Origin of the sequence: Roseburia sp. MSJ-14 (assembly GCF_018918225.1) — a bacterium.
Classification (GTDB): domain Bacteria; phylum Bacillota; class Clostridia; order Lachnospirales; family Lachnospiraceae; genus Petralouisia.
On sequence record NZ_JAHLQD010000005.1, the window covers coordinates 153,329 to 179,597 of the forward strand.

31 protein-coding genes, 2 tRNA genes and 1 riboswitch are annotated in these 26,269 nt (G+C 36.4%); of the genes, 2 read left to right on the forward strand and 31 right to left on the reverse strand.

Annotation, left to right across the window (positions count from 1 at the left end; all coding sequences use genetic code 11):
- Positions 1-49: 49 nt before the first annotated feature.
- The 13 genes from KQI83_RS01075 to hemB all read right to left on the reverse strand — a co-directional run bounded on the left by KQI83_RS01075 (position 50) and on the right by hemB (position 10,121).
- The gene (locus KQI83_RS01075; protein ID WP_216554009.1) at positions 50-607 is read right to left on the reverse strand and encodes a GNAT family N-acetyltransferase; all 558 of its coding nucleotides are present in this window, start codon (positions 605-607) and stop codon (positions 50-52) included.
- Positions 608-748: 141 nt separating this feature from the next.
- Positions 749-832: transfer RNA gene (locus tag KQI83_RS01080), tRNA-Leu, on the reverse strand.
- An 87-nt stretch (positions 833-919) separates the two neighbouring features.
- The gene (locus tag KQI83_RS01085; protein ID WP_216554010.1) at positions 920-1,954 is read right to left on the reverse strand and encodes a nucleoid-associated protein; all 1,035 of its coding nucleotides are present in this window, start codon (positions 1,952-1,954) and stop codon (positions 920-922) included.
- 90 nt (positions 1,955-2,044) lie between these two features.
- Positions 2,045-2,803 carry an exodeoxyribonuclease III gene (locus KQI83_RS01090; protein ID WP_216554011.1) on the reverse strand — a complete coding sequence of 253 codons (759 nt, stop codon included), beginning with the start codon at positions 2,801-2,803 and terminating at the stop codon, positions 2,045-2,047.
- A 269-nt stretch (positions 2,804-3,072) separates the two neighbouring features.
- Positions 3,073-3,570, reverse strand: coding sequence for an N-acetyltransferase (locus KQI83_RS01095; RefSeq protein WP_216554012.1), 498 nt, complete (start codon positions 3,568-3,570; stop codon positions 3,073-3,075).
- Positions 3,571-3,618: 48 nt separating this feature from the next.
- Entirely contained in the window at positions 3,619-3,828 is a 210-nt protein-coding gene (gene dmpI / locus KQI83_RS01100; protein ID WP_216554013.1) for a 4-oxalocrotonate tautomerase DmpI, read from the reverse strand.
- A 108-nt stretch (positions 3,829-3,936) separates the two neighbouring features.
- A tRNA-Leu gene (locus KQI83_RS01105) sits at positions 3,937-4,021 on the reverse strand.
- Between the two features lie 89 nt (positions 4,022-4,110).
- On the reverse strand, positions 4,111-5,043 hold the full coding sequence (locus KQI83_RS01110; RefSeq protein WP_253295446.1) for a diguanylate cyclase domain-containing protein: 933 nt from the start codon (positions 5,041-5,043) through the stop codon (positions 4,111-4,113).
- A gap of 53 nt (positions 5,044-5,096) precedes the next feature.
- Positions 5,097-5,270, reverse strand: coding sequence for a hypothetical protein (locus KQI83_RS16635; protein WP_253295447.1), 174 nt, complete (start codon positions 5,268-5,270; stop codon positions 5,097-5,099).
- Position 5,271: 1 nt separating this feature from the next.
- Positions 5,272-6,759, reverse strand: coding sequence for a methyltransferase (locus KQI83_RS01115; protein WP_216554014.1), 1,488 nt, complete (start codon positions 6,757-6,759; stop codon positions 5,272-5,274).
- Positions 6,760-7,005: 246 nt separating this feature from the next.
- Positions 7,006-7,809 carry a peptidoglycan recognition protein family protein gene (locus KQI83_RS01120; protein ID WP_216554015.1) on the reverse strand — a complete coding sequence of 268 codons (804 nt, stop codon included), beginning with the start codon at positions 7,807-7,809 and terminating at the stop codon, positions 7,006-7,008.
- A gap of 54 nt (positions 7,810-7,863) precedes the next feature.
- A complete protein-coding gene (gene hemL, locus KQI83_RS01125; protein ID WP_216554016.1) occupies positions 7,864-9,141 on the reverse strand; it encodes a glutamate-1-semialdehyde 2,1-aminomutase in 1,278 nt (425 codons plus the stop codon).
- Positions 9,138-10,121 (reverse strand): porphobilinogen synthase, encoded by a 984-nt coding sequence (gene hemB, locus KQI83_RS01130; RefSeq protein WP_216554017.1) that lies wholly within the window; start codon positions 10,119-10,121, stop codon positions 9,138-9,140. Before hemB ends, hemL begins: the two co-directional genes overlap by 4 nt.
- A gap of 180 nt (positions 10,122-10,301) precedes the next feature.
- Between hemB and KQI83_RS17020 the strand changes: the two genes are divergently transcribed.
- Both KQI83_RS17020 and KQI83_RS17025 read left to right on the forward strand, forming a co-directional pair.
- Entirely contained in the window at positions 10,302-11,165 is an 864-nt protein-coding gene (locus tag KQI83_RS17020) for an MATE family efflux transporter (protein ID WP_330622256.1), read from the forward strand.
- Between the two features lie 12 nt (positions 11,166-11,177).
- Positions 11,178-11,663: an MATE family efflux transporter gene (locus KQI83_RS17025; RefSeq protein WP_330622280.1), complete on the forward strand. Its 486-nt coding sequence runs from the start codon at positions 11,178-11,180 to the stop codon at positions 11,661-11,663.
- On the opposite strand, the gene KQI83_RS01140 is transcribed toward KQI83_RS17025, so the two are convergent.
- The 18 genes from KQI83_RS01140 to KQI83_RS01225 form a co-directional block, all read right to left on the reverse strand.
- Positions 11,660-11,812, reverse strand: coding sequence for a CorA family divalent cation transporter (locus KQI83_RS01140; RefSeq protein WP_330622281.1), 153 nt, complete (start codon positions 11,810-11,812; stop codon positions 11,660-11,662). The two genes, KQI83_RS17025 and KQI83_RS01140, sit on opposite strands and share 4 nt — an antisense overlap.
- 10 nt (positions 11,813-11,822) lie before the next feature.
- Positions 11,823-13,310 carry a uroporphyrinogen-III C-methyltransferase gene (cobA, locus tag KQI83_RS01145; protein WP_216554018.1) on the reverse strand — a complete coding sequence of 496 codons (1,488 nt, stop codon included), beginning with the start codon at positions 13,308-13,310 and terminating at the stop codon, positions 11,823-11,825.
- Between the two features lie 25 nt (positions 13,311-13,335).
- On the reverse strand, positions 13,336-14,223 hold the full coding sequence (hemC, locus tag KQI83_RS01150; protein ID WP_216554019.1) for a hydroxymethylbilane synthase: 888 nt from the start codon (positions 14,221-14,223) through the stop codon (positions 13,336-13,338).
- A gap of 201 nt (positions 14,224-14,424) precedes the next feature.
- Positions 14,425-14,877, reverse strand: a complete 453-nt coding sequence (locus tag KQI83_RS01155; protein ID WP_216554020.1) for a precorrin-2 dehydrogenase/sirohydrochlorin ferrochelatase family protein — start codon at positions 14,875-14,877, stop codon at positions 14,425-14,427.
- A 34-nt stretch (positions 14,878-14,911) separates the two neighbouring features.
- The gene (locus KQI83_RS01160; protein ID WP_216554021.1) at positions 14,912-15,418 is read right to left on the reverse strand and encodes a GNAT family N-acetyltransferase; all 507 of its coding nucleotides are present in this window, start codon (positions 15,416-15,418) and stop codon (positions 14,912-14,914) included.
- 80 nt (positions 15,419-15,498) lie between these two features.
- Positions 15,499-15,957, reverse strand: a complete 459-nt coding sequence (locus KQI83_RS01165; protein WP_442969769.1) for a GNAT family N-acetyltransferase — start codon at positions 15,955-15,957, stop codon at positions 15,499-15,501.
- A gap of 17 nt (positions 15,958-15,974) precedes the next feature.
- The gene (locus KQI83_RS01170; RefSeq protein WP_216554022.1) at positions 15,975-16,448 is read right to left on the reverse strand and encodes a GNAT family N-acetyltransferase; all 474 of its coding nucleotides are present in this window, start codon (positions 16,446-16,448) and stop codon (positions 15,975-15,977) included.
- Between the two features lie 225 nt (positions 16,449-16,673).
- A complete protein-coding gene (locus KQI83_RS01175; RefSeq protein WP_216554023.1) occupies positions 16,674-17,330 on the reverse strand; it encodes a hypothetical protein in 657 nt (218 codons plus the stop codon).
- A complete protein-coding gene (locus KQI83_RS01180) occupies positions 17,296-17,844 on the reverse strand; it encodes a GNAT family N-acetyltransferase (RefSeq protein ID WP_216554024.1) in 549 nt (182 codons plus the stop codon). The genes KQI83_RS01175 and KQI83_RS01180 overlap by 35 nt, the downstream gene beginning before the upstream one ends.
- Positions 17,845-17,856: 12 nt before the next feature.
- Positions 17,857-18,345, reverse strand: coding sequence for an NAD(+) diphosphatase (locus KQI83_RS01185; protein WP_216554025.1), 489 nt, complete (start codon positions 18,343-18,345; stop codon positions 17,857-17,859).
- Positions 18,346-18,539: 194 nt separating this feature from the next.
- Positions 18,540-19,721, reverse strand: coding sequence for an MFS transporter (locus KQI83_RS01190; protein WP_216554026.1), 1,182 nt, complete (start codon positions 19,719-19,721; stop codon positions 18,540-18,542).
- Positions 19,711-20,358, reverse strand: a complete 648-nt coding sequence (locus KQI83_RS01195) for a hypothetical protein (protein ID WP_216554027.1) — start codon at positions 20,356-20,358, stop codon at positions 19,711-19,713. The genes KQI83_RS01190 and KQI83_RS01195 overlap by 11 nt, the downstream gene beginning before the upstream one ends.
- A gap of 61 nt (positions 20,359-20,419) precedes the next feature.
- Positions 20,420-22,303, reverse strand: coding sequence for a heavy metal translocating P-type ATPase (locus tag KQI83_RS01200; protein ID WP_216554028.1), 1,884 nt, complete (start codon positions 22,301-22,303; stop codon positions 20,420-20,422).
- A 265-nt stretch (positions 22,304-22,568) separates the two neighbouring features.
- Positions 22,569-23,408, reverse strand: a complete 840-nt coding sequence (locus tag KQI83_RS01205; protein ID WP_216554029.1) for a Cof-type HAD-IIB family hydrolase — start codon at positions 23,406-23,408, stop codon at positions 22,569-22,571.
- A gap of 25 nt (positions 23,409-23,433) precedes the next feature.
- The gene (locus KQI83_RS01210; protein ID WP_216554030.1) at positions 23,434-24,636 is read right to left on the reverse strand and encodes a cation:proton antiporter; all 1,203 of its coding nucleotides are present in this window, start codon (positions 24,634-24,636) and stop codon (positions 23,434-23,436) included.
- A gap of 47 nt (positions 24,637-24,683) precedes the next feature.
- Positions 24,684-24,755: riboswitch (Fluoride riboswitch) on the reverse strand.
- A gap of 28 nt (positions 24,756-24,783) precedes the next feature.
- Positions 24,784-25,155 carry a VOC family protein gene (locus tag KQI83_RS01215; RefSeq protein WP_216554031.1) on the reverse strand — a complete coding sequence of 124 codons (372 nt, stop codon included), beginning with the start codon at positions 25,153-25,155 and terminating at the stop codon, positions 24,784-24,786.
- Positions 25,156-25,161: 6 nt separating this feature from the next.
- A complete protein-coding gene (locus tag KQI83_RS01220; protein WP_216554032.1) occupies positions 25,162-25,434 on the reverse strand; it encodes a hypothetical protein in 273 nt (90 codons plus the stop codon).
- Positions 25,435-25,513: 79 nt separating this feature from the next.
- Entirely contained in the window at positions 25,514-26,239 is a 726-nt protein-coding gene (locus KQI83_RS01225; RefSeq protein WP_253295449.1) for a YczE/YyaS/YitT family protein, read from the reverse strand.
- Between the last annotated feature and the right edge of the window lie 30 nt (positions 26,240-26,269).

Genomic DNA, 26,269 nt, shown 5'->3' on the forward strand with positions numbered 1-26,269 from the left:
TTGTCTCTATCTTTTATATTCTGTGTTTCTTCAATATTTCCTTTATTTTTTACAAAAATTTCTCCCATTCGTTTTTGCTTAATGTATACATCTTGGAATGATGAATTCTTCCCTGAATCTCTTTTAAAAAACGAAATCCGCATTTTTCTATCACTCGTTGCGACTGCAAATTGGATACAAAGTGCTCACAAGCTAAAAAATCATACTCCTGTTCTTCAAAGCAATACCGAATCACTCGCTTTGTTGCCTCCGCTGCCAAGCCTTGTCCCCAGTATTCTTTGCTGATAACATAACCGATTTCTCTTCCTTTGTTTTCTTCATAAAACTTTTCGTCCAACTGTGGATTATATTTTTCTAAGCCAAGAGAACCAATTACTTTATGATTTTTCTTTAACTCCAGAGCAAATTCATTTTTTCCATTCTGAAACATCTGAAGGATATTTTTTGATTCTTCTAATGACTTATGTGGCTCCCACCCTGCCATCTGACCGACACCATCTACAGATGCATAAGCATAAAGTTCTGCTGCATCGCTATCTTTCCAAGGACGCAATATAAGTCGTTCTGTTTCCAATGTAACATTACTAATATCTACTTTTGCATTCATCCTATATCCTCCTTATTCTTATGATTCAAAATGAATATCATAGGAAAATCGTGTACTTTCACGTTTTAATGTAGTGTGGTATTTCCTATGGTATAGAAAAAAGGTCGCTGCAAATGCAACAACCTATCTCTTTCATATGAATGCAGGAGATGGGACTTGAACCCACACGATATTGCTACCACAGGCACCTGAAGCCTGCGCGTCTGCCAATTCCGCCACTCCTGCTTGAACTCGCAAGTTGTATTCTATCTGTTTTCCGTTTAAAAGTCAATACCAAACAGAGAATTTTTTAAGTTTTTTGAAAAATTATGACTATTTGGATGTAATGTGACCTACATTCTTAATCAAAATAGAAATACTTCCATCCGGATTGGTAATGAACTCAATATGTTCTCCATCCTGATACTGTTCCATTGGAATCTTGATTTCTACTCCGGTATCCGTAGCCAAATACTGTTTTGCAAACTTTCTTGTTGTACTTTCCGCCTGTGGTTCAATCTGTGTATCTGCTACAATATGATACTTTTCTAACTTTTCGTTTACTTCCTGCTTGAATTCCTCTTTTTCTTTAAATACCTTATCCAGAACAAATGGAACATCCACAATTCCGGTCTCTTCTAACTGATTATGTATTACCTGCTTTGTTTCCATCTGAACCTCGAACTGCTCCGAATCGTTGTAGTATTTTTTCTGCACATTTTCAATGGCTCTGGTAACAATGGCAAGCTGTGTTTTCGGTGACAGTGCTCCACTACAATTCAAAAAAAGTTTCGAAAAGTAATTTGTTTTCACTCCATTTACGTCATATTTTTTCTCTATCAATGAAATGGAAAAATCATAAAGATTTACAATAGCTGCTTCTGACAGCTTTTGGCTTTCAGTCGGCAAAATCGCACGAAACTTGATAATCTCGTTAGTATTTCCAAACGCATCCGACTGTGTCTGATGGGTATAGGATGTCTTATAGTCCATCTTCAACATAGCAAGATACTTCATGGTATCTGTTTCAAACAATGCCACTACAAAATCCGCAGATGGAATATCAATATTTTTATTCATAATTCCATATAAATGACTGGCAATTTGTTGACTTGCCTCTACAAAAGTCTCGTCTGTCACCTCTGCCTCTGTTAACGGAAGTAGCTGTTGATACACCACCGACTCCTCTTTTTGAAATTCACAGCTCTTTTTATCATCCGTACTCATTACTTTATAGATATGTTCCCGCAGGAAATCTCCAAAATCAGAACCAAAGTCTAATAACGTATCGGAAAGTACCGGTATTCCAACAGTAGAGTCCATAATATGCACAATTACTTTCCGAAACCGAATATCTCCCTTTTCCATAATGTATTCTCCTTTTCGCCTGTTTGTAAGTGATACCGCTCAGGCATATATTTAACGGCACACTTTTTATATCCTAGGAAATGTTTTAGCTTACAGATTAATATCCAATTCCACCGGACAATGATCAGAGCCCATAACTTCTGTATGAATCTTTGCATCTACAAGCTTGTCCTTTAAATCCTCTGATACGATAAAATAGTCAATTCTCCATCCTGCATTCTTTTCTCGTGCTTTAAAACGATAGGACCACCAGGAGTAAATCTGCTCCTGTTCCGGATAAAAATAACGGAAAGTATCAATATATCCGTGACTTAAAATCACAGAAAACTTTTCTCTTTCTTCATCCGTAAATCCTGCGTTTTTGCGATTGGTTTTCGGATTTTTCAAATCAATCTCTTTATGAGCCACATTCAAATCCCCGCAGAAAATAACCGGTTTCTTTTCTTTTAAACCATCTACATATGCTAAAAATGCATCTTCCCATTCCATACGGTAGGATAACCTTGCCAATTCTGTTTGTGAATTTGGTGTATAGCAGGTTATCAGATAGAAATTATCATACTCTAAAGTAATAACTCTGCCTTCCTTATCATGTTCCTCGATTCCAATTCCATAAGTCACCTGTAATGGCTTATGTTTAGTAAAAATGGCTGTACCGGAATATCCTTTTTTCTCTGCATAGTTCCAATATGCTTCATAGCCCTCCGGCAATTCTAACTCAATCTGTCCTGCCTGAAGCTTTGACTCCTGAATACAGAAAAAGTCTGCTTCTGTCTCTTTAAAATATTCTAAAAACCCTTTTTGTACACAGGCGCGTAACCCATTTACATTCCAGGAAATAAATTTCATACGTTTGGCTCCCTTCCTATCTAAAACTTTTATAACTATATACGCATCGCATATCTTCTATAGTATATCCGAATTAACAGAAAAGCACCAGTAAAATTTTTCTTTCTTGCGCAATCCATATAGGAACTATATCACTAAAAATATTGGATAATTTACTGAATAAGTGGCTTATCGAATGATAATCCTTAATGATAAATTGATAAATCCAAAATTGTTTTTTCGTTCCAATAATAAAACCATCTCTGCATTATTTTTAATCCGTCAGTAAACTAGGAGTTGTCAGCTGTCCAATGGTAGGCGATTCTTGGAGATCCGTCTCTGACATAGATAATCCCACATTTTGTAAATCCGTTCTTTTCAATTAGCTTTTGCATTGTTAAATTATCAGCATGTGTATCCACTCTGAGGTTTTTGGAAATGTTTTTACAATAATTTACGGTACACTGAAACAATCCGTGCACCTGTCCATCACCAGCAAGCCTGTGAATAGTAATATATGGTTTATCATTCAGCCAATAACCATTTTCAATATGTTCATAAGTGGGCTCCTTTCCTTCAAACAAAGCAAATACTCCATGTATACCATTTTTGTCGTATATTACTCTGCAAGTGTTTTGCGTAATATCAGATTTAATCAAATCTGTATCTGGATAGGAATGTCCCCATTGTTTTGGATTTCCAGACCGAATCATGTAATCCTGCGCATATTTGTAGATTCCCATAATCTGCTCAAAATCTGTAATATCAGCATTTCTCACATTCAGCATATAGTTTCCTCCATAAACTAGAATTTCTCTAGTTCTAAAAATTGGGGGTTATTTGTGTGTCTGCATATATTCAGCTTTAACTTTATCAATCGTTTTACCACCAATACCAAAATTTTTATCAGGTAATTCTTTTATTGTGGTTGCAAAAAATTCTTGTGGTACATTCATAATTTCAGAGGATACTTCTGTTAATCTTTTGATTAACTGTTCCTTTTGTGCATCTGTTAATACTCCACTTTCAATTGTTATGTATGGCATTTTACTTCTCCTTTCAAATTCCGATTTGTAGAACTGATTATATCACATTAAGATATGAAAAAGAAGAAAAAAGCCTTGAAAATTCAAGGCTTTTTCTCAAAAATCAAATGCGGAAGATGGGACTTGAACCCACACGATTGCAATAATCACAAGATCCTTAGTCTTGCTCGTCTGCCAGTTCCGACACTTCCGCAAACATCATAATAAAAATGATGTCGCTGTCATGACGACTTAAAAATAATATCAAATGTTCCTTCAATTGTCAATGATAATTTGCAATTTTTATAAATATTTTTTTGCAAATTCTTCTTTTTTCATTGGTTTTCCAAAATAAAAGCCTTGTATCATTTGAATCTGTATGCTTTTTAAAATTTCAAACTGCTTTTCACTCTCTACTCCTTCTACACACACATGCATTCCTATAATCGTAGCAAGCTCACAAACAATTTTTATAAAGGCATCCGCAAATGGTTCCTTTCCTAAATCATCTACAATCGGCTGATAATATACTTCAAATTCTTGGCAAGCATTCATGGTTGCATTTCGCATATTTTTTTCCAAGTCCAATCGTTTAAAGGAACTACTGTCCAAATCTTCGCCGTAAAATGCATATCGATTTTTTCCTGACCTTTTTGCCTCAAATAATGCTATATCTGCCTTTTTAATCAGCTCATGTACATTATCTCCATCTGCCGGGAAACGTACAATCCCCATACTGGCAGTACAATAATAATCTGCTCCCTTTAAAAACCATGGTTTGGAAAAGATTTCTAATATCTGCTCTAATATACTTCCAAGCATCCAATACTTTGTATGGGTTACCACTATGATAAACTCATCCCCACCCATACGGTAACAGCTACTTTCTATTCCTACAATTCGTTGCAGGCTATGTGATATTGCCTTTAGCAGCACATCTCCATACTGATGTCCCAAACCATCATTAATATGCTTAAAATCATCCAGATCCATATAGAGCAAAGCTCCTTCTCCACCCTCATGCTTGGTCTGTTCAATATACTTTGCCATATCTTCTTCGCAACGCATACGATTATATAAGCCTGTTAAGAAGTCATTATTTACCTGTCTTTCAATTTTTTGTTGGTACTTTTTATTCTCCGTTATATCATAAACGGTATAAAGCACCACATTTCTACCGTCAACCCACTTAAGTTCCTTGTTGTGAATTTCGAACCATTGCTGTTCTTCTTTCATATATATTTCACAGGTATTTTCTTTTTTCTTTGATACATCACATATTTTTTCTTTTAACATGCCAGATGAAAAAAGTTTCGCATCTTTTCATTGGTAAAAAGGATTTCTTCGCCTTCCATGGCAATTACACAAATGCCGCACCCTACATTATCCAATATTTCTTCCAGTGATGCATATGTATTTATATTATTTGAATTCTGATTTACTACGATTTCTTCTGTTTCCATCCTATTCATTGTTCCTTTTTTCTACAATAAACAGATAATATCTGTCTTTTTCATCCATGTTATACTCCTGTAACATTGTGAAGTTTTTCTGAATTCGCAACTGTTTTTTTACAAAATTCTTTTCGTTGGAATACATTATAATTCTTCCTTTTTCTCTTAAAATCTCAGTGGCTTTTTCAAAAAACTTCCCGTAAAATGCATCTTGTTCTTCTTTACTTTTCTGCCCACGTTCCGGCATATTTGTAATAATTTCATCAAACAAATATTCATGCGTAAATTCAAAAAAGTTTCGATTAATATAATATGCTGTTTGTCCGGCAATCTCCGTATTTTCTCGTGCTCCTAAAATCGCCTTACCGAAGATATCAACACCATACATTACCCTTGCCGGGCAAACTCGATTTCGTTCTAGCAACATGGTTCCCACACCACAAAACGGATCGATAATCTGTGCATCCTGTTCCATATATGGCTTGGCTAATGCTGCAATCAAAGCTGCCTGCTCCGGACGGATAGAGGATGCAATGGTATTTTTGCGATATTGAAAACGCTTATCCGGCAATGTAAAAAACTTTATCAACGGAAGAAAGGTACCGTCACTTTTTTCCATTAATCTTATTTCTATTTCATAGTCTGAAGTAGAATTTTCTAATTGATAAGAAGTTGCTTTTTCTAATGCAAATGCCAGCTTTTTGGCAAATTCGCCTCGTTTTTCTAAGGACATTCTGCTATGGATTCCTAATCGAAATCGACACTTTTCTTCTGTCTTATGTGCTCGTCTTAACAACTCTAATAAGTTTGACTGTGCTAACGCCTCTGCCGCCTGTTCCGGTTTTGGCTGCAATGTGCGTATACTTAAAAGAAATAACATTTCCCGATAAGTTGGTATCTCCAATAATTCTCGAATATCATTGGTTTTTACTCGCACTCCACTTTTCATACAGAGGATTTTTCCGTTTCTAATCTGGCGACTTGTTACTTCTTGATGTACTTTTCCTGTAGTCAAAATTACTTCATATTCTTCCTGGTATCCTTGAAATACAAGATGTTTTCGGCTTTTCTTAACAGAAACCATCTTTCGTAAGGCAGTCATTTCTTCTCTTACATGTTTTTCTTCATTTTCCGCCGGCTGGTACGCTTCTAAATCTGCCAATCTTTTCTCTAATTCCGGAATAAACTCCTTATAATCTAACTGAGCCAATGCCGTAAGATAATCGCTTTTTACAAAACGTTGTGTTTCCTTCTGATATGCCTCATACAAGGGCAACGCTGCCTCCTGCGCCTGTAATTTTCCAAGAATTAATGCTGCATTTTTCCGTACTTTTGCATCTTCATGCTCTAAAAATTTCAAAAAAATATCATAGTTTCCCTGCAACATTTTCTGCCATTCTAAAACAACTACCTCATCCTTCAATTCCTGTTTTATTGCGATTAATTCCTTTCTGGGACTATCTGTTGTTTTCAGATTTTCATACTGTTGCACTATCATATTTTTCTCCTTTTTTTCATAATCTGACTTTTATTTTACTTTATACTTTCTTATTTGACAAGATACAGATATGTCAATTTTCTGCTAAATCTATCACATTTTTACAAAACTTATGAGAAACACACATTGCGAGTTTCTCAAGTTATCGCGGTGCTCTTCAAATACCTGTGCAAGCACAGCATCTTCATCACTACTGGCGCAAAATAAAAGGAGTCTGATTTTAACTTCTTCAGACTCCCTTTATTTTTATGAAATATTTTGTTCTGCTTCTACTCCATAAGTATCTAAGTAATTTTGTACATCTTTTTTGAACTGTTCCCAAGCATCCTCATGCTCTACAAAATACAACGGACACTCTTTGCCTGTTACATCATAATGACGGATTACATTTTCTACCGACACATCAAATTTTCCACAAAGCCATGCTGTAAGATGTACCAAAGAATCATATGTTTCCTGTGTAAATTTGCCGTCTTTATCTAAATGACAACATTCAATAGAAATTGTATCATTATTTCGATCATTTGATGCATATGAAATCTCTGAACTTGGAATACACTGCACGATTTCTCCATCAATTCCTACCACAAAATGACTGCTTGCCTTTGTCTCATGACTATCCTTTAAACTTTCAAAATAACTGCGATTCTGCTCAGCGGTTGTTCCGGGATTGGCTGTATAATGTATGACAATTCCTCTGACCTCATCCATAGCTATCTGTGGTCTGGAATATTCATTCGGTGTCAAGAGCTCTACCTTATAATCCGGAGCTTCTGTAATCACTTTCTGTCTGGAACTGTCGGTGGATGCTACAACCTTCTTGGCTCCTTTTGTTTTATTTTCTGTTGCTTCTACCTTTTGTGAAATATGTATAATCACTAACAATATTGCTAATATAGCACCGCATGTAATTACTACTTTTCGCACCATTTGCAATATTCTTTTTCGTTTTCTTTTTCTACGTCTGGCTAAATATGCCTCTCGTCGTCTTCGTTCTTCACTCGTCACATTACCCTCTCCGTTCTTTCGTATTCCTTCCTTTCTTATCATACTCCTTGTCCATACAAAAAGTATTTAAGTTTTTTTAAATTTTTTGTAAAAATTTTATAGAAAATACTGTTTCATCGTCTGAAGGGTCTCTTCTAATATTTCTTTGCTGTGAGCCATAGAAAGAAACATTGCTTCAAATTGCGCAGGTGCTAAGTAAATACCATGATTGAGCATATAATTACAATACTCTGCAAATGCCTTTGTATCTGATGTTTTGGCACTGTCGTAATCTCTTACCTTTTCTCCGGTAAAGAACAACGAACCAATAGAACCTACATGGTTTACCTGATATGGCAGTCCTGCTTCTGCTACTGTTTTTTCAATTTCCCCGAAAAACCATTCTGCATTTTCATTTAATGCTTTATAATACTCCGGATGTTCCTTTAAAATAGTAAGCTGTGTCAATCCTGCTGCCATGGCAATTGGATTTCCACTCAATGTACCTGCCTGATATACACCTCCTACCGGTGATACCACTTCCATGATTTCTCTTCTTCCACCATAAGCTCCTACCGGCATTCCTCCACCAATAATTTTTCCAAAAGTAGTTAAATCCGGTTTGATACCATAATATCCCTGTGCACCATCGATTTCTAAACGAAATCCGGTAATTACTTCATCAAAAATAAGTAATGCACCATACTCGTCACAAATACTGCGCAATCCTTCCAAAAATCCCGGTTCTGGTGGAACGACTCCCATATTTGCTGCTACCGGTTCCACAATAATTGCTGCTATTTCTTCTCCACAACGTTTAAAATGTTCTTTCACACTTTCTAAATCATTGTATACAGCTGATAACGTGTCCTGGGTGCATCCTGCCGGAACTCCGAGACTATCCGGTACACCTGCTGTCATTACTCCGGAACCTGCTTTTACCAGCAATCCATCGGAATGTCCATGATAACATCCGGTAAACTTAATAATTTTATTTCTTTCGGTATACCCTCTGGCTACACGGATAGCACTCATAACGGCTTCTGTTCCTGAATTTACCATGCGCACCATTTCTATGGATGGTACTAATTCACATACCAGCTTCGCCATTTCTACTTCTACAGCTGTTGCTGCACCGTAACTTAATCCCATTTTACATGCTTCTGTTACCGCTTCTAAAACTGCTTTCTGATTATGTCCTAATATCATTGGTCCCCACGACCCTACATAATCAACATATTTATTATCGTCTTCATCGTAAATATATGCTCCATTTGCGCATTTAATAAATCTTGGTGTTGAACCGATAGAACCAAATGCACGCACCGGTGAATTAACTCCGCCCGGAATCACTTTTACTGCTTCTTGAAATAGTCTTTCTGAATTTGTTGTCATCCAATTCTTCCTTCTTTCATATATCCTGCTAATTCTTCTGCAAAATAAGTAATATAAATATCTGTTCCTGCACGATAAGCACTTACTGCCATCTCACATAAAATACTTGCTTCATCAATGAAACCTGCCTGTGCTGCCGCTTTTACCATAGCATATTCACCACTAACCGAATAGGATGCCACCGGTATATCCGTTCTGTCTTTCACTTCGCGAATCAAATCTCCATATGCCATAGCCGGCTTTACCATAATAATGTCTGCTCCTTCTTCCACATCCAGCATTGCTTCCTTCAATGCCTCTCTGCGGTTATGATAATCCATCTGATAAGATTTACGGTCTCCAAAAGAAGGTGCTGAACCTGCTGCATCACGAAATGGTCCGTAAAAAGAGGATGCAAACTTTACTGCATAAGACATAATCGGTGTATTTATATACCCATTCTCATCCAGTTTTTGGCGGATTGCCGCTACTCTTCCATCCATCATATCAGAAGGTGCTACCATATCTGCGCCAGCCTGAACCTGCGACAATGCGGTTTTTGCCAAAAGTTCTAATGTCTTATCATTATCTACGTCATGCCCGCATAATACCCCACAATGTCCATGGGATGTATATTCACACATGCACACATCTCCTATCATGTATAACTGTGGACACACTTCTTTTGCTTTGCGAAATGCCTTTTGCACAATCCCATCTTCCGCATAAGCACCACTTCCGATTTCATCTTTATGCCCCGGAATCCCAAATAACATTACACTGCTAACACCTGCATCTGCTAACTGTGTAAGTTTTTCTTCCATTCGATCCACACTATAACGATATTGTCCCGGCATGGTTGGAATCTCTTCTTTTATATTATTTCCTTCTATTACAAACATTGGATATACCAGACTGGATGCGTCCATTCTGGTTTCCCGTACCATCTTTCTTAGTAAAACATTTCCACGCAAACGCCGTGGTCTTGTAATCAGTTCCATATTTCTTCCTCTTTTCTGTTGTAAGTATAATTTATGTTATGATTTGCTTTTAAATATAGCACAGTGTGCTTTTTCTGTAAACGATAGATTTGTTCTATTTTTACACGAATCTATTATATTACTTTTTTCAAAAAGTTGCTATATTGTTATCACATTGATGAACTTAAGGAGGCAAGTAGCATGAACGAAAGATATGTATGCGATATGACAAAAGGAAATGAAGTCGGATTGCTGTTAAGATTTGCTCTTCCGATGCTGGTTGGAAATATCTTTCAACAACTTTATAATATGGTTGATTCCATTATTGTCGGAAAATTCGTAGGCTCCAATGCGCTGGGTGCAGTTGGCGCAGTAGGAAATCTGAACTTTTTATTCTTTTCCTTGTGCCTTGGTCTTGCTTCCGGTATTGGTATTTTGATTTCACAGTTTTTCGGTGCCGGAAAAGATGATTATGTAAAAAAAATTATTGCAAATTCTGTATACATTATTACCATATCCGGAGCTGTTATGAGTATTATCAGTTTTGTATTTGCAAGACCTATTTTATATCTTATGAATACTCCGGCTGAAAACATGGAAGATGCCGTTATTTATATGCAAATTGTATGTGGTGCTACTGTTATTGTAGCTATCTATAATGGAATTTCTTCTATTTTGCGTGCTCTTGGTGATTCCAAGACCCCACTGATTTTTTTAATTGTATCCAGTTTTATAAATGTGGGACTAGACCTTTTATTTGTTTTAGTTTTCCACTGGGGTGTTGCAGGTGCTGCCTGGGCAACCGTGATTGCACAGCTTATTTCTGCCATTGGTTCTATTTTATTTGCCCTTAGCAGGAACCCATACTTAAGATTAGAAAAACGTCATTTTACTGTTGATAATGACATTATTAAAAAGAGTTTTCAAATTGGACTTCCGGTTGCCGGTCAAAATGCAATGATTGCATTTTCCTGTGTTGCTTTACAAAGTGTTGTAAATAACTATGGTGCAACTGTAATGGCTGCCTACACTGCAACCAGCCGTGTAGAACAATTAGTACAGTAGCCTTTTGGTTCTCTGGGAACTGCTGTATCTACCTTTGCAGGTCAGAATGTAGGTGCAGGAAAGTATGATCGCGTTAGTACCAGTTGTAAAAAAAGCACTCTCGTTGTCCTTGTCTTTAGCCTTATGATGATTGCTGTTATGTTCCTGTTTGGTGACCCAATTGTAAGACTCTTTGTAAATGAGCCTGATGTTATTGAAATCGGGGCAAGAGGACTTCGTATTACCAGTTTTATGTACTTTGCACTGGGTATGATTTATATTACACGAGGTATGTTAAATGGTGTTGGTGACGCTGCTTACGCCATGATAAACGGACTTACCGAAGTAGTTGGAAGAATCGGCTTTGCTTACCTTTTGATGGCAATTCCTGCTGTTGGTATGTGGGGTGTATGGTATACAAACGGTCTTACCTGGATACTTGCCGGAGCCGCCGGAATTATTCGTTTCTTCCAAGGCAAATGGAAAACAAAGTCTGTTGTGAAAGACGTTGCTTTCTAAAGCATCTTTTTCTTCTTAAAATAAATAGTTTCAATTATAATTATGAGAATACTTACCACTATCACTACCGGATATGCATACTTCCATGCATATTCCGGCATATAGCGGAAGTTCATTCCATACCATCCGGCAATTGTTAAGAAAGAAATATATACTTCATTATCCTCTTCCTTTTCCTGCTTCTACACAACATTCCACCAAACTATCAATCGTTGCTTCTTTTGCAGTTATGGTATTCATCCCTAGTTTTTCTGCCTCTGCCTGTGTCTGTTTGCCGATACAAACTGCTAAAATGTTTTTTACTTCCAGTTTGTTAATTGCTCTTGCAAATCCCTTTACGGTAGATGCACTGGTAAATACCGCCATATCTACATGTTCCGGTTCAAATCTTGCTGATTCATACACAGTCTTATAAATTGGCAAGTCAGTAATCTCTGCCTTAGTTCTTTTTTCTATTTCCTCTATAAGCTGTAGATTTCCCTCTGCTGCCCTTGGAATCAGAATGCGTTCTCCATCTTTTGCCGTTTCTCCTAATAACACACCAAGATGTTCTCCATCATAGATTTCCGGCATAAAATCACACATAATTCCGCGTTCTTCTAATTCTCTTTTGGTTCCTTTTCCAATAGCTGCAATCTTCGCTGAACCAATGGAACGAATATCTGTGTGATATATTTTTAACATATCAAAAAATACTTTCACTCCTGCCGGAGACGTAAATGCCAGATACTGATACTCTTTTAATCTTTGTATTTCTTTTTCTAATGCCTTATTTTCCAAAATCGGAACCGTTTTTATCGTAGGCATTTCCACAACTTCTGCCCCTGCTTGTCTTAGTTTTCCACACAATGTTCCACTTCGTTCCTTTGGTCTGGTTACAATCACCCTTTTTCCAAACAGTGGATTTTTTTCATACCATGCGAAACGATTTCCAAGTTCACACACCTTTCCCACTACAATAATTGCCGGTGTTTCGATTCCTTGCTTTTCTACTTCTTGCTCTAAAGTAGCTACTGTGGCAATAATTTTCTTCTGTCCGGCAGTGGTTCCCTGTTGTAATATAGCCGCAGGCATATTTGGTTCCATTCCTGCCTGAAGTAATCCATTACAAATATCGGAAAGTGCAGATACACCCATTAGAAATACCAATGTGCCTTTTAAGTGCACAAGGGCTTCAAAATCCAGATCTAATTTTTCATCTCTCTTTTTATGCCCCGTAATAATATGTACGGATGACGTATAATCTCTATGAGTTACCGGTATTCCATTGTAAGCCGGTACGGAAATTGCAGAAGTGATTCCCGGTACGATTTCAAATGGAATATCACGTTCTGTTAATAATTCTAATTCTTCTCCTCCACGTCCAAATAAGAATGGATCTCCTCCTTTTAAACGTACTACTTCTTTTCCTTCTTGTGCCTTTTGTAGCAGTAACCGGTTTATTTCTTCCTGCGGCATGGTATGATTTCCGGCACGTTTTCCCACATCGATGGTTTCTGCCTCTTGGGGAATTAATGCTAAAATCCCTGCTCCCACCAAACGATCATATACTACCACTTGAGCTCTTTCTAATACTTCTTTTCCTTTCACCGTAAGTAATCCTACATCGGAAGGTCCTGCCCCTACCAGCCATACTTTTCCATTCATTGTACTTTCTTTCTATCCTTTCTGTCTATTCACCACTCTTTATATCCTTAAGCTGCTCTGCCAATTTTTTTCCCAATTCTTTTGCTTTTCCCGGGCTTCCTGTAATTTTTCCTGTTACATAATCCATACTTCCTTCTGTCGCATAAAGTCCTGTTAGTTGTAACTCACCTTCTTTTATTACTGCATAAGCTGCAATAGGAGAACTACAACCTCCATTCAGGGTATGCACAAAACTACGCTCTGCCAGGGCACAGTAAGTACTTTCTTCATCAAAAAATTCTGTCAGCCAGGAATAATCTTCTCCTTGTCTTCCCTGTACTGCTAAGATTCCCTGCCCTGCTGCCGGAATCATTTCTTCTGTAGTAAAATATCTGTTAATACGCTCTTCCAATCCTAAACGCTTTAATCCTGCTGCTGCCAATATCAATGCACTATATTCCCCACGATCTAATTTTTCCAATCGTGTAAGTACATTGCCCCGTACACTTTTTACTTCCATATCCGGGAAAAGTTTTCTCAATTGTATGATTCTTCTGGCACTAGAACAACCTAACGGCAAGGTCTTATCTATACTTTCTACTCCTTTGGGAAGTACTAATACATCTCTTGGATCTTCTCTCTTAGAAAAACCAAGCAACGGCAATTCCTGTGCAACTTCCATCGGCACATCCTTTAAGCTGTGAACAGAAATGTCACTGCGTTTTTCTAACAAGGCAGTATCTAATTCTTTTACAAAAAGTCCCTTTCCTCCAACTTTATCCAATGTTTTATTTAATATTTTATCACCGGTCGTTTTCATTTTTACTAACTCCGGTGTTATTTCCTTACAGTTTTTTCGAATATAATCTGCTGTCATTTCTGCTTGAATTACAGCTAGGCGACTTTCTCTGGTTCCTATTTTTATTACTTTCACAAATAGTTTCCTCCATTGATTTTTTATAAAAAGCTTGCAATTTTATTTAAATCATTTTACAATAATTTAAAAGGAAATGGGTTTTTTACCGTATGGATTTGCCTAAGCGGGGTGCTCGTTTCCTTTTTTATATTAATAGTGTCATATAAATACAATTTTCTATCTTGATCATGCCGAATAAGCATATCCTTCTCCAATCTGTTACCCTAATAACTTTCGAATCTGTTCTGTTACTTCTGCTGCCTTTTTGTGATTCTTTCCATTGGCTGTAATTCCCACTGTAATATCCCCCTGCTGCACAACTCCCGGAAAATAAAAATCACACAGTTCACGATTTGAGGCTACATTTACCAAGATTCCTTTGTGACGACATTCTCTGAAAATCGTTTGATTTACCTTTTCATCATTCGTTGCTGCCAATACAAAATCAGGCTTTTGTAACTCACTTAATTTATACTTGCGATAATCTAATATCAGATTTCCATTCTGTTCTGCAAGTTGCTGCAATTCTTCTGAAATTTCCGGCGCAATTATCCGAATACATGCTCCATAGGGAAGCATTGCCTTTATTCGTCTGGTGGCAATGTTTCCTCCACCAAACACCAAAATATCTTTTTCTTTTATATTAATAAATAATGGAAAATATGTATTCATGTGTTCTCCTTACCTCTGTAAACTGGAATTTGCGTTACTGTCTATCTTCTGAAAGGAGTCCATAAAAGTATACATCCACCCAGTTTCCAGAGCTGTCTTTCGTTTGGCTTCTTTGAATTCCTTCCGTTTTCATTCCCAGCTTTTTCATAAGGTTAACGGATTTCATTCCGTCGATTGTTTCGGCAAATACTTTATGTGCATTCATCTTATCAAAAGCATAGTCAATGACTGCTTTGCAGGATTCATAAGCGAATCCCTGTCTCCAGAAAGCCCTGTTGAAAAACCATCCGATTTCATACACGCCGTCATCGAACTCGTTGAAGAGAATATATCCAATCGCTTTGGCGGTGTCTTTATGTATCGCAGCAACAGCCCCTTTTTTTTCTATGCAGAATTTTTGCAAAAAATCAGCCGTTTTCTCAATCGTATATGCGGGCTCGCAGTTTTTCATTGTTTCAGCATCGCCCAAAATATCCTGCAAATCGTTTATATCATTCATAGTAAAATCACGAATGATCATTCTGTCTGTTTTAATATTCATTATATGTGCCTCGCTAACTTCCGATTTTTCATTTTCTGCCACTTCCCGCTAAGCTGGAAGTTGACTAATTCTTCATAGAATTATGTATCAATTCTATTTAATACATGAATATTTTTATTTCTATATACCAAATCATCTCTACCTACAAATCCAATATTCTCCCAAAAACCATTTCCTATAACATTCTTTTTAAAAGCAACCAAAGCTACTTTATTTATGCCTTCTTTATCTAAAGCAGATATAGCACAATCAACAAGTCCTTTTGCTATTCCTTGATTTCTATAAGCTGGTAAAACAGCAGTATGATGTATATATCCTCGTCTTCCGTCATGACCAGCCATAATCACTCCAATTATCGTGCCATCACATTCTGCTACAAAACTTGATGTAGGGTTACGTCTTAAATACTTTTCAATACCCTCTCTGCTATCATCTGTTGAATTTAATCCCATTCCTGGAGTATTAACCCATAAATTATATACTTCATCATAATCTGCTATTGACATTATTCTAATATCTATCATCGTAGTTACCTCCATAAATTCCGATTTATAAATTACAATCTGCACACCATAATATATTCTTCGAGATTTTCATCTACGATTTCAAACCCTATTTTTTTATACATATGAACAGCGTAATTCGTTTTTTGAACAGATAACGATGCCTGTTTATATCCTTGCTCTTTTAATTTTCCAATCATCGTCTTCATTAACTGTGTTCCAATTCCATAATTTCTAAATTCTTTAAGAAGTGAAATAGCAAACGATGGAGTTTCATCGTTAATGTGTCCATAATCATTCATAATCCTAACCCATACAGCTCCCACTATTTGATTGCAAAATTCAGCGACATAACAAATATCACCTTTTCTCTTTCCAAAATTTTTCACATAAACCTGTAATTCTGGTTGATAAATTATATCCCTTGGTGGTGCCATAACACCTTTGGGAATAAAAATTGCCTCATACAAAAATATATCTAATACTTCTACTTCACTTTCCTTTAACTCTCTTATTATATATTCCATTTCAACCTCCGATTTATTTTTTATAAATCAGTTGTTAATCCACACATATCATACCTCCAAGTTAATAAAATTGTATAACACATTATAACATAAAACAAATATGATATGGTGAACTGTTTAAAATGGTTCGCGCCTTTTTTGTACATACTTATGTATGATATACAACAAAAATATAGGTTGCCATTATTATAAATTTATACATACATTAGCAATCCATACAAATTTCTATTTTACCAGCTTCTTCCATAACAAATGTAATTTACAATATGCATCTTCAAATATCACTTTTTCATCTATATATCCATTTCTTTTAAAGAAATCTAAATCACCATTTGGGAATACACCTTTTTCATCTGATATAACAATAACTTTCGTGTATTTTTTTGACAAATATTTTTCTAACTCTTCTAAAGGTTTTGTTTTATAATCAAAATATTCATCTGATGAATAAACACAAGTTATAAACGCAATGTCTTTCGCTTTTGGAATATTATATGGAACCTTTATAGACGGGAAAAACTCCGCTCCACCTACTACTTCATTATCTTTTATATTTACAAATCCAAATATATCTTCCAAATTATCCTGGTACATTTTTATCTTTGAATTACATCCTTTACATTTCGTTCTACCAGTACATAATGAAGCCAATTCATAATTTTCTTTATTTATTGGCTCTATTTTACCATAATAAATATTTTCACCCAATTGGGGTAAATATGGCTTTTCAATCGGAATTTTTCCTGACATCAACTCTTGTATAAAATTGTCAGAAATTGGACTATAAAATCTTCTCGTATCATCTATAATCCTCGCTTTTATATTCAAGTTTTTATACAATAGAATCTTACAGTCTTTTCGCCATCCAATAAGTATCTGCATAGGTTCCATCCTTATATTTCATATTATTTGGAAATGTCCCATAAATCTGAAATTCTAAACTCAAATACAACGATATTGCCTTTATATTTGTGGTAACCACCTCTAACTCTGCTTGTTCGAAACCACAGGATTTTGCAACATCTAAAATAGTTTGCAACATTAACCTGCCAATTCCTTTTCCACAATACTCTTGATACAAGGCAATGGCAACTCCACACCGATGCCGATATCTTTGATTGTTTCCCATACACATAAGAGAACAGTTTCCTACATGTCTGCCAGCAGCGGTTGCAATTAGCATTAATTCCCGTTCTTCCTCTATCTTACTTTGAATAAACTTCCTTTCCTGCTCCAGTGTAATTTTAATTTCTTCCGGTTCTCTCACCAAATATGGGGTTTCTTGTGCTGTTGTCTTTAGATATTGTATTAAATCCTCTGCATCTTCTATTCTGGCATTTCTCAAAATGCACTTTTCATTGTTCTTTAAAGTAACACTTTTTTCTTCAAAAATCATATATCCTCCTTCCTATTCTCCAATTACTCTCTTCACCAGTTGCCAGGCAATGCTTCCTTCTCTTAACTTTTCCAATGCATTTTCAAAAGGTACCCACTCCGCTGAATCTACTTCTTGTGAAAGTTGCAATTCTGCCTTTTTCACCTTTGCACGAAATCCCAACATCAACATTTCTTTTTTCTCATAGGCATAGCTATGAATATATTTTAAATCAAGTACCTCTAGTCCTAATTCTTCCTTTATCTCTCTTTTGGCGGTTTCTTCTGCGTTTTCACCCATCTGCATAATTCCTGCAACACATACATATTTTGTGGTAGATACATAGTTTTGCTGCAACAATGCAACCTCATTATATTCGTTTACAACTGCACATATAATAGATGTAGTAAACATATCCCACAAGGGAATCTGACATCCATTACAATATGGAATCCAGCCTTCATCTCCGATTTCCTTCTTCACCGATTTTTCTCCACAATATGGACAATATGTAAAATGCATAATTTTCTCCTCCTGCAACTCAAAAACTAATTGTTACCATTTTATCCTTTTTCTCTTTGTATTTCAAGTTGCCAAAACAAAGAGTGGTATCATCTATGACTAATTTCATCTCCGCAAGTACGCATCCTGATATTTCCTATGATATAAAAAGCGCCCGCTATCAGTCCTGCAACCAATATCAGACACCTCTTTTTCTACTTATTTTTTTGCAACTTAACTAACATAATTCCCAATACCATCAATATTGGAAAAACAATAGCTGCTAAAATTCCACACTTTAGATTTTCTTCTGCCATGCTTGAAACATATCCTACCAATGTTGGACCACCTGAGCAACCTAAATCTCCCGCAAGTGCCAATAATGCAAACATGGCTGTTCCACCATTTCGAATTGAAGCTGATGCTTTACTAAATGTTCCCGGCCACATAATTCCTACGGATAAACCGCAAATCGCACATCCCGCTAAAGCTAAAACCGGTGAATGTGTCAATGATATACAAAGATAAGATAGGATACACAGCGCGCCACTTCCCATCATAAACTTATCCAAGTCAATCTTATGCCCGAATTTTCCATAAAATGCTCTGGCACTTCCCATTAAAATAGCAAATGCCATTGGTCCGGCAAGATCACCCAGCGTCTTACTTACTCCTAATCCTTTTTCAGCAAATGTGGATGCCCACTGGCTCACCGACTGCTCACTTGCTCCTGCACACAACATCATAAGCATCAATACCCAAAATATTTTATTTTTAAATAATTGAATCATGGATAAACCGGACTCTCCCTCTTCTACCAATGGTGCTATCGGTACACTTGCAAAAATAGCTGCATTGATTATGGGGATTGCAACCCAGATACAAGTTAGTATTTTCCAATGTTCAATTCCAAAGACTCTAAAAAATATGGTAGAAAACAATACTACCCCAACATGTCCCCAGCAATAAAAAGAATGGAGCAAACTCATTGCCTTTTCCTTATTTTCTGTGGGACAGCTTTCCATAATTGGGCTGATTAATACTTCAATCAATCCGCCACCCAATGCATATATAATAACCGCTGTTAAAAGTCCTGCAAATGCACTTGGAAACACTTCCGGCAAGATCACTAAGCCTAATAATCCCAATGCAGATGCTCCATGTGCAATCAAAATGGATGCCTTATATCCGATTTTATCTACAAATCCCGTGGACAGCAAATCTACCAATAATTGCACTCCAAAGTTAATGGTAATTAGCATGGTAATCTGACTCAATGGAATATGATATGTATTCTCAAATGTGAGAAAAAGCAACGGTACAAAATTATTTACAATTGCCTGCACAATATACCCGATGAAACAGGCATATATTGTTTTTTGATATTTATTTTTCATGCATTTTTCCCCTAATCCGTGTACTTACTATTCTTTCTACCAAATGTGCTATCATTGTAAATATAATAAACTCTGTTTTTATCAAGATATATCCTGCACCAACAGAAAAGAAAAACGATGAAAAAATTTCTCTAACCGTACTTTTTTCAAACTTTATTTTAAATATTATATTTTGAATGATAATACTGCTACACCATATCATGGCATTGATAAATATGCTAAACACTATCGCATTATCTATTTTAAATTGTTTTAGTATACACCATACAAATGATTGCATCATAAGGCGTTGAGGAATTTCCATAAATATGCCATCTATGCCATACCAAAGTAATTCTTTTCCACTAGGTAATGTTTCCACTTCATTTTTTGAAACAATAAATGCTGTTATAATTGCAACACCAAGGATTTCTATCCAAGCCTTCCAGTCACTTACACTTTTTACATTAAAAAAGTAATGATTATTTAATTTTAATATTATGTAGGTGGGAATAACTGCTGCTATTACACTTTTAACTCTGGAAATGCTGTAAAGCTTGCACTTATCTGAAATCCTTTCTAATGCAATAACCAGACCGAACCATATTCCGGATAATAACATACCTAATGCAAATGAAACAATAATACCGATAACCATTTATGCAACTCCTTTTCGCCTTACAATTATACAAGACCTACTAAGGGGTTTCAACCTTAAATCATGCTTTTTTCCTCCATTTTAATAATAATGCTGAATTTACAATTACAAGGACTGAACCTGCGTTATGTACCAACGCGCCTACCACCGGATTTAAAATACCTGTGATTGCAAGAATGATGGCAAGAAAGTTTAACCCTAATGAAAACGACAGATTACACTTTATCGTTATCATCATACGTTTTGACAAAGCCAGCAAATGTGGAAGTTCTTTTACTTCATCATCCACCAGTGCAATATCTGCTGCATCTACTGCTATATCACTTCCTACACTTCCCATAGCAATTCCAACTTCCGCCTTTTTTAGCGCAGGTGCATCATTGATTCCATCCCCTATCATGCAAACAGCCTCTTTTTCCTGCTGGTATTTTGCAATCCAGTTTAACTTATCTTCCGGAAGGCATTTTGCCTTTACTTCATCAATATGAACCATTTTAGCGATTGTAATTGCTGCATTTTCATTATCACCGGTTAACAATATAGGCTGTACTTTCAGTTTTTTCAGCTCTTGAATCATATTTGCACTTTCACTTCGCAAAGCATCATTCAATACAACATATCCTGCCAATTCTTTTTCTACTGCTACAAAAATAACGGTACTTCCTTGCTGTACATAGCTTTCTATCTCGTCTTGTGTCTCTTTGTGCACTTCTATCGAACGTTCTGATAACATTTCTCTATTTCCTGCCAACACCGAACTTTTATCTACCATTGCTGATACTCCTCGTCCTGGTATCATCTGAAATTCTTCTGTTTGCAATAAGTTATCCTTATTTTTTTGCTTATAACAACGTACAATCGCCTTTCCTAACGGATGTTCGGAATATTGTTCTGCGGAAGCTGCCAACGCAAAAATCTGTTCTTCTATATATTTTTTATTTACACATTTCACTGCACTTACTTCCGGTGTTCCATAAGTCAAAGTTCCTGTCTTATCAAAGGCTACTTTCTTTACTTTCGCCAGTCTCTCTAAAGCATCCCCTTCTCGCACTAAAAATCCATGTTTCGTAGCATTTCCGATTGCCGCCATAATTGCAGTTGGGGTTGCAAGCACTAACGCACATGGACAAAATACAACTAAAATTGTTACTGCACGAATAATTTCGCCTGAAATTAACCATGTAAGAAATGCTGCTGTTAAAGCAATTACCACAATCCAGGTTGCCCATCTATCAGCAATTCCAACAATTTGGGCTTTTCCTGCATCCGCAGATTGCACCAGTTTAATCATTCTTTGAATAGAACTATCTTCTCCCACTTTCGTAACTTGCATTTCAAATGCTCCAAATTGGTTTACCGTTCCACTGGATACCTCATCCCCAATTCCTTTATCCACCGGCAATGACTCTCCTGTCATAACTGCTTGATTGATGGAAGTCTGTCCCTTGGTGATTATACCGTCTACCGGAATGGTTTCTCCCGGAAGAACTCTTAAAATATCACCGATTTTTACTTGTTCTGCTTGAACTAATTTTTCTGCTCCATCTGTGATAATTCTTGCCGTCTGCGGGGTAAGATGAACCAGTTTTTCAATTCCAGCTCTTGCTTTTGCCACAGTAAGTTCCTCTAACAGCCCACCGATTTGCATAATAAATGCAACTTCACCGGCAGCAAAATCTTCACCGATACATACGGAAGCAATCAACGCTAAGGACACCAACACATCAGCCTTGATATCAAATTCTGTAATCAAACCAATAATTGCTTCTAGAATAATTGGAATCCCACATAAAATAATTGCTATCCATGCCGCATCAAATGGTAACATATGTGGCAAAAAAATACTTACCAACAACGCTATGCCAGAAATAACAAAAAAAGCAATGTCCTTCTCAGTTCCTCCTAACTCCAGAAAATCTTCTACCCTTTTTATTACTTTAGACATAATATCTCCTTCCTATACCCATGGGGGTATAGGCTTATTATACCTATAGGGGTATATGCTGTCAAGGGTTGCTATTTTTTATTTTTCTCACTACTTGCGTAAGCAAAGGGCATCCAAGACCAATCTTATCGTGTATTACACACCGTACCTACGAATTAGTCCTGGATGCCATATATTCACTCATCCGGTGATGAATGCTGACATTTTATATCGTATTATTGCGTTTCTATTATAGAAATAGAAAAAGAAATCTTCTATGTCAACTTTACCGTTCTATATCCTTTGCAAAAATATATTTTTCAATCACTTCTCTACATCCGTCATGGTCATTATCTGCAACCATAACATCTGCAAGCTCTTTTATCCGTTCATTTGCATTTCCCATTGCTACTGCCAGTCCGGCTTTTTTCATTGCACCTATATCGTTATCTGCATCACCTACTACAATCGTTTGTGACAATGAAATATTCAGATATTGGCATAACTTTTCCAGACCAATCCCCTTGTCTATCCCCTTTGCAGATATTTCCAGAGAAGTAGTTTCCGCGTTTACCATTTCCACCCCCAGTTGTAACTCCTCAATTCTCTGTCTCGTATAATTTCTTGCTTCTTCGGAAGTATGATAAATGTTTAGTTTTGCCACCGGAAATGGTTTTTCCAAATATTGACCGCAAATATCTTCCCACTTCACAGTTACTCTTTCAAACATATCACGGTAAACTTCCATACGGTACTGCTCCATTTTTTCTATTTTATCACGCTGTACGATGGATTCTCTGGTAAGAAAATCTATCATAACGTTCTTGGAAGATACTATATCTAAAATTGCCTTTACTGTATCCACATCCAATGCACTACTATAAATATCTTTATTTGACTTTCTGTCATAAACCAACGCTCCGCTTGTAGAATTAATATATTGAATATTTTTCAGCACCTCCATATATTCTTCTAATTCTGCCACACAACGTCCCGTATTAAGGATTACAATAATCCCTGCATCTATCGCCTTTTGTATTGCTTCACATGCCTTATCTGTAATTTTCTTCTGACTGTTCAACAATGTTCCATCCATATCAAATGCAATTAATTTATATTGTTCCATGCATCATAACCTCCTGTTTTTCCATTTATTTTTCCTCTTTCACCAACAGTTTTTTATAAGTATTATCTATTCCAAAAGCACCGATAGGCGCTGTGATAATAATAGCTAATACTGCTACGGATAATATCATTTTTCCGCATAGTAATCCTGCTGCAAGAGGAACTGAACCAATGGCAGCCTGAACGGTTGCTTTTGGCAAATATGCAATCACACAAAATAATCGTTCCTGCCAGGTCAGCTCTGTCTTAATGGTACAAATCATAACTCCGCAGGCTCTGAAAATTAGCGCAGTAAAAATCATAAGCACTGCTGCAATCCCTGCACTTAATGTATAACGTATATCCACTGCTGCACCAACTAAAACAAATAATATCACTTCAGCCGCAAGCCACAATTTTCCGAATTTTTCTGATAGTCTCTTGGATACAAAGGATGTACTTTTCATTTTTATTACACATGCCATACTAACTACTGCCAATAGCCCTGACACGGATACCTTTCCTTCCAGCCATCCTTCAATGGCAACTAATAAAAATGAAACACCCAGTACAATGATTACTTTCATGCTATTTCTTACACAATGCTTATGGGCATAGGATGTTTCAAAGAAAAGATATAATATATATCCTACGATTGCACCTAAGATAATGCCTAAAATAATAGAAATCGGTATATTGACAAAATCCATAATATTCGCACTGTTCCCCTGCGCCATACCTAAAAATGTGGTAAATAACACAATCACAAAAATATCATCACAGGAAGCTCCTGCCATAATCATTTGTGGAATTGCTTTTTCTGTGCCATATTTTTTCTCCATCAGACTTACTATTCTTGGTACTACTACTGCCGGCGAAACTGCTGCAAGAACGGCTCCCATAACTGCCGCTTCGATTCTTCCAATTTTCAATATTAGCGGTGCAAACAGCACATATCCAATGATTTCACAGGTCGCCGGGACAAATGATAAAAGAATTGCTGAACGTCCCACTTTCTTTAAATCCTTAAGGTCTAGCGATAATCCTGCCTTCAATAAAATAATGATAAGTGCCATTTTACGAAGTTCCGCAGAAATCGAGAGAATAGATGGGTCTAAGAAATCCAGCGCATATGGTCCTAAAACGATTCCGGTAACCAGCATTCCGATAATTCGTGGAAGCCTTAGACGTTGACAAATGGCTCCCATAGCCAATCCCACAAGAAAAATGAGTGATAATGATGTTAACATATAATTTCCTCCTTTGGACGCAAAAAACTGATGCTTTCTGCGACATAATAATCGTAGAAGTCATCAGCTATAAAAGCAGTTTAGGTTTCCCAAGGGAGAACTTCATTCCCTATTTGTTTTTCATTCTACTCTTTATGCCTTCATATGTCAACCTTGCATTATCGGTGTTCCAACTTCAATAAGATTTCCATCCAAATCATAAAAACGAACTACCTTTTGTCCCCAAGAATGTGTCATTAATGGATTCACATATTGTATATTGGGATAATTTCGTTCTAACTTTTCTACAAACTTCTCAATATCTGCTTCTTCAAAATATAATTCACAAGAATTACTTTGAGAAATAATATCTTTTTCTATAAAATTTTCCCAGATAGACTTATCCTGAAGCACTAAACCTTCTGTCAAAATCACATTTCCATCATTATCCAGAATCGTTTCAAGACCAAATAAATCCTTATAGAATTTTTTTGACCTTTCAATATCGTTTACAACAATCAGTATATTTTTCAGTTTCATCTTTTCCTACAACCCTTCCCTATAAATTTGATTGATGGTTGCCTGGGCATGTTCTAATTCTTTCTTTTGAATGATTGCATTTCGATCGCTTAGAATTGCTAACATTTCATCCACCACATCTTCCATACGAGGATTCGTATAACGATATAGATACCCCAACATTCTTGTAGTAGTATATTCCGTATTTAACTGTCTATAAGCAATTTCTTTGCAAAATTCTTCCGGGTATCCCTTTTTTAGTAATTCTTTGTACAATTCATCGCTCTTTGTACTTGACATACGTTTCTCCTTTTCTTTTCGCTTAATGTTCCAAATTTAATTGCATCACTTTCTGCTTCATACAATTACCTCGTTCTTTCTACTCCACTCCTGCTGCTGCAATCATCTTGTCCATAAACATGTGATTGAATAATGCAATTACTCGTCCAACACCAAGCACTGCAATGACGGTTCCTATACCCACACCAATCAACCTGTGTGCAAATATAAGTCCAACACCTATTGTTATACATATATTAAACAAATCAAAACAATTCTTGGTAAATCCAACCGGTTTACCGATACAATCTGCAATTGCCTGCACGATTCCATCACCAGGATTAGGGATAATTCGCATATTCAATGACATTGCCGCGCCTATGCCTGTAAAAATAATTCCGCCTAACAGACATGCAAATTGTGCTATTACATTTTCAGAAGGTGCCGGAATCCATGCGGAAAACAGATTCATAAACCTTGTAAACACAAGACTTAACGGAAGTTGGAGTATATCCATGAGAATCACTAAATATATCGATTTATGTATCGCGGGCTCCAGTGCTTCATTGTCCTGCTTAGACATTTTCTTAGGCATTCGCACATATTTTATGATATGCAAAATTACTTCCAGCACAACAAATATTCCATAGAGTACAAATGTCATATTTCCGAAATTAATATTTAAAATCGTAGAAATACTATAAGATACCGATATGATTGGTGATACTCCAAGCCCAGACTTAGTATTAAGAATTATTCCAAGTGCCAGAACAAGTAAACCTGCCACATAGAAAATCACTCGCATAATTGTTTTATTTTTTGTCATTCTCATTCACCTTTGCCTTCATCTATATCA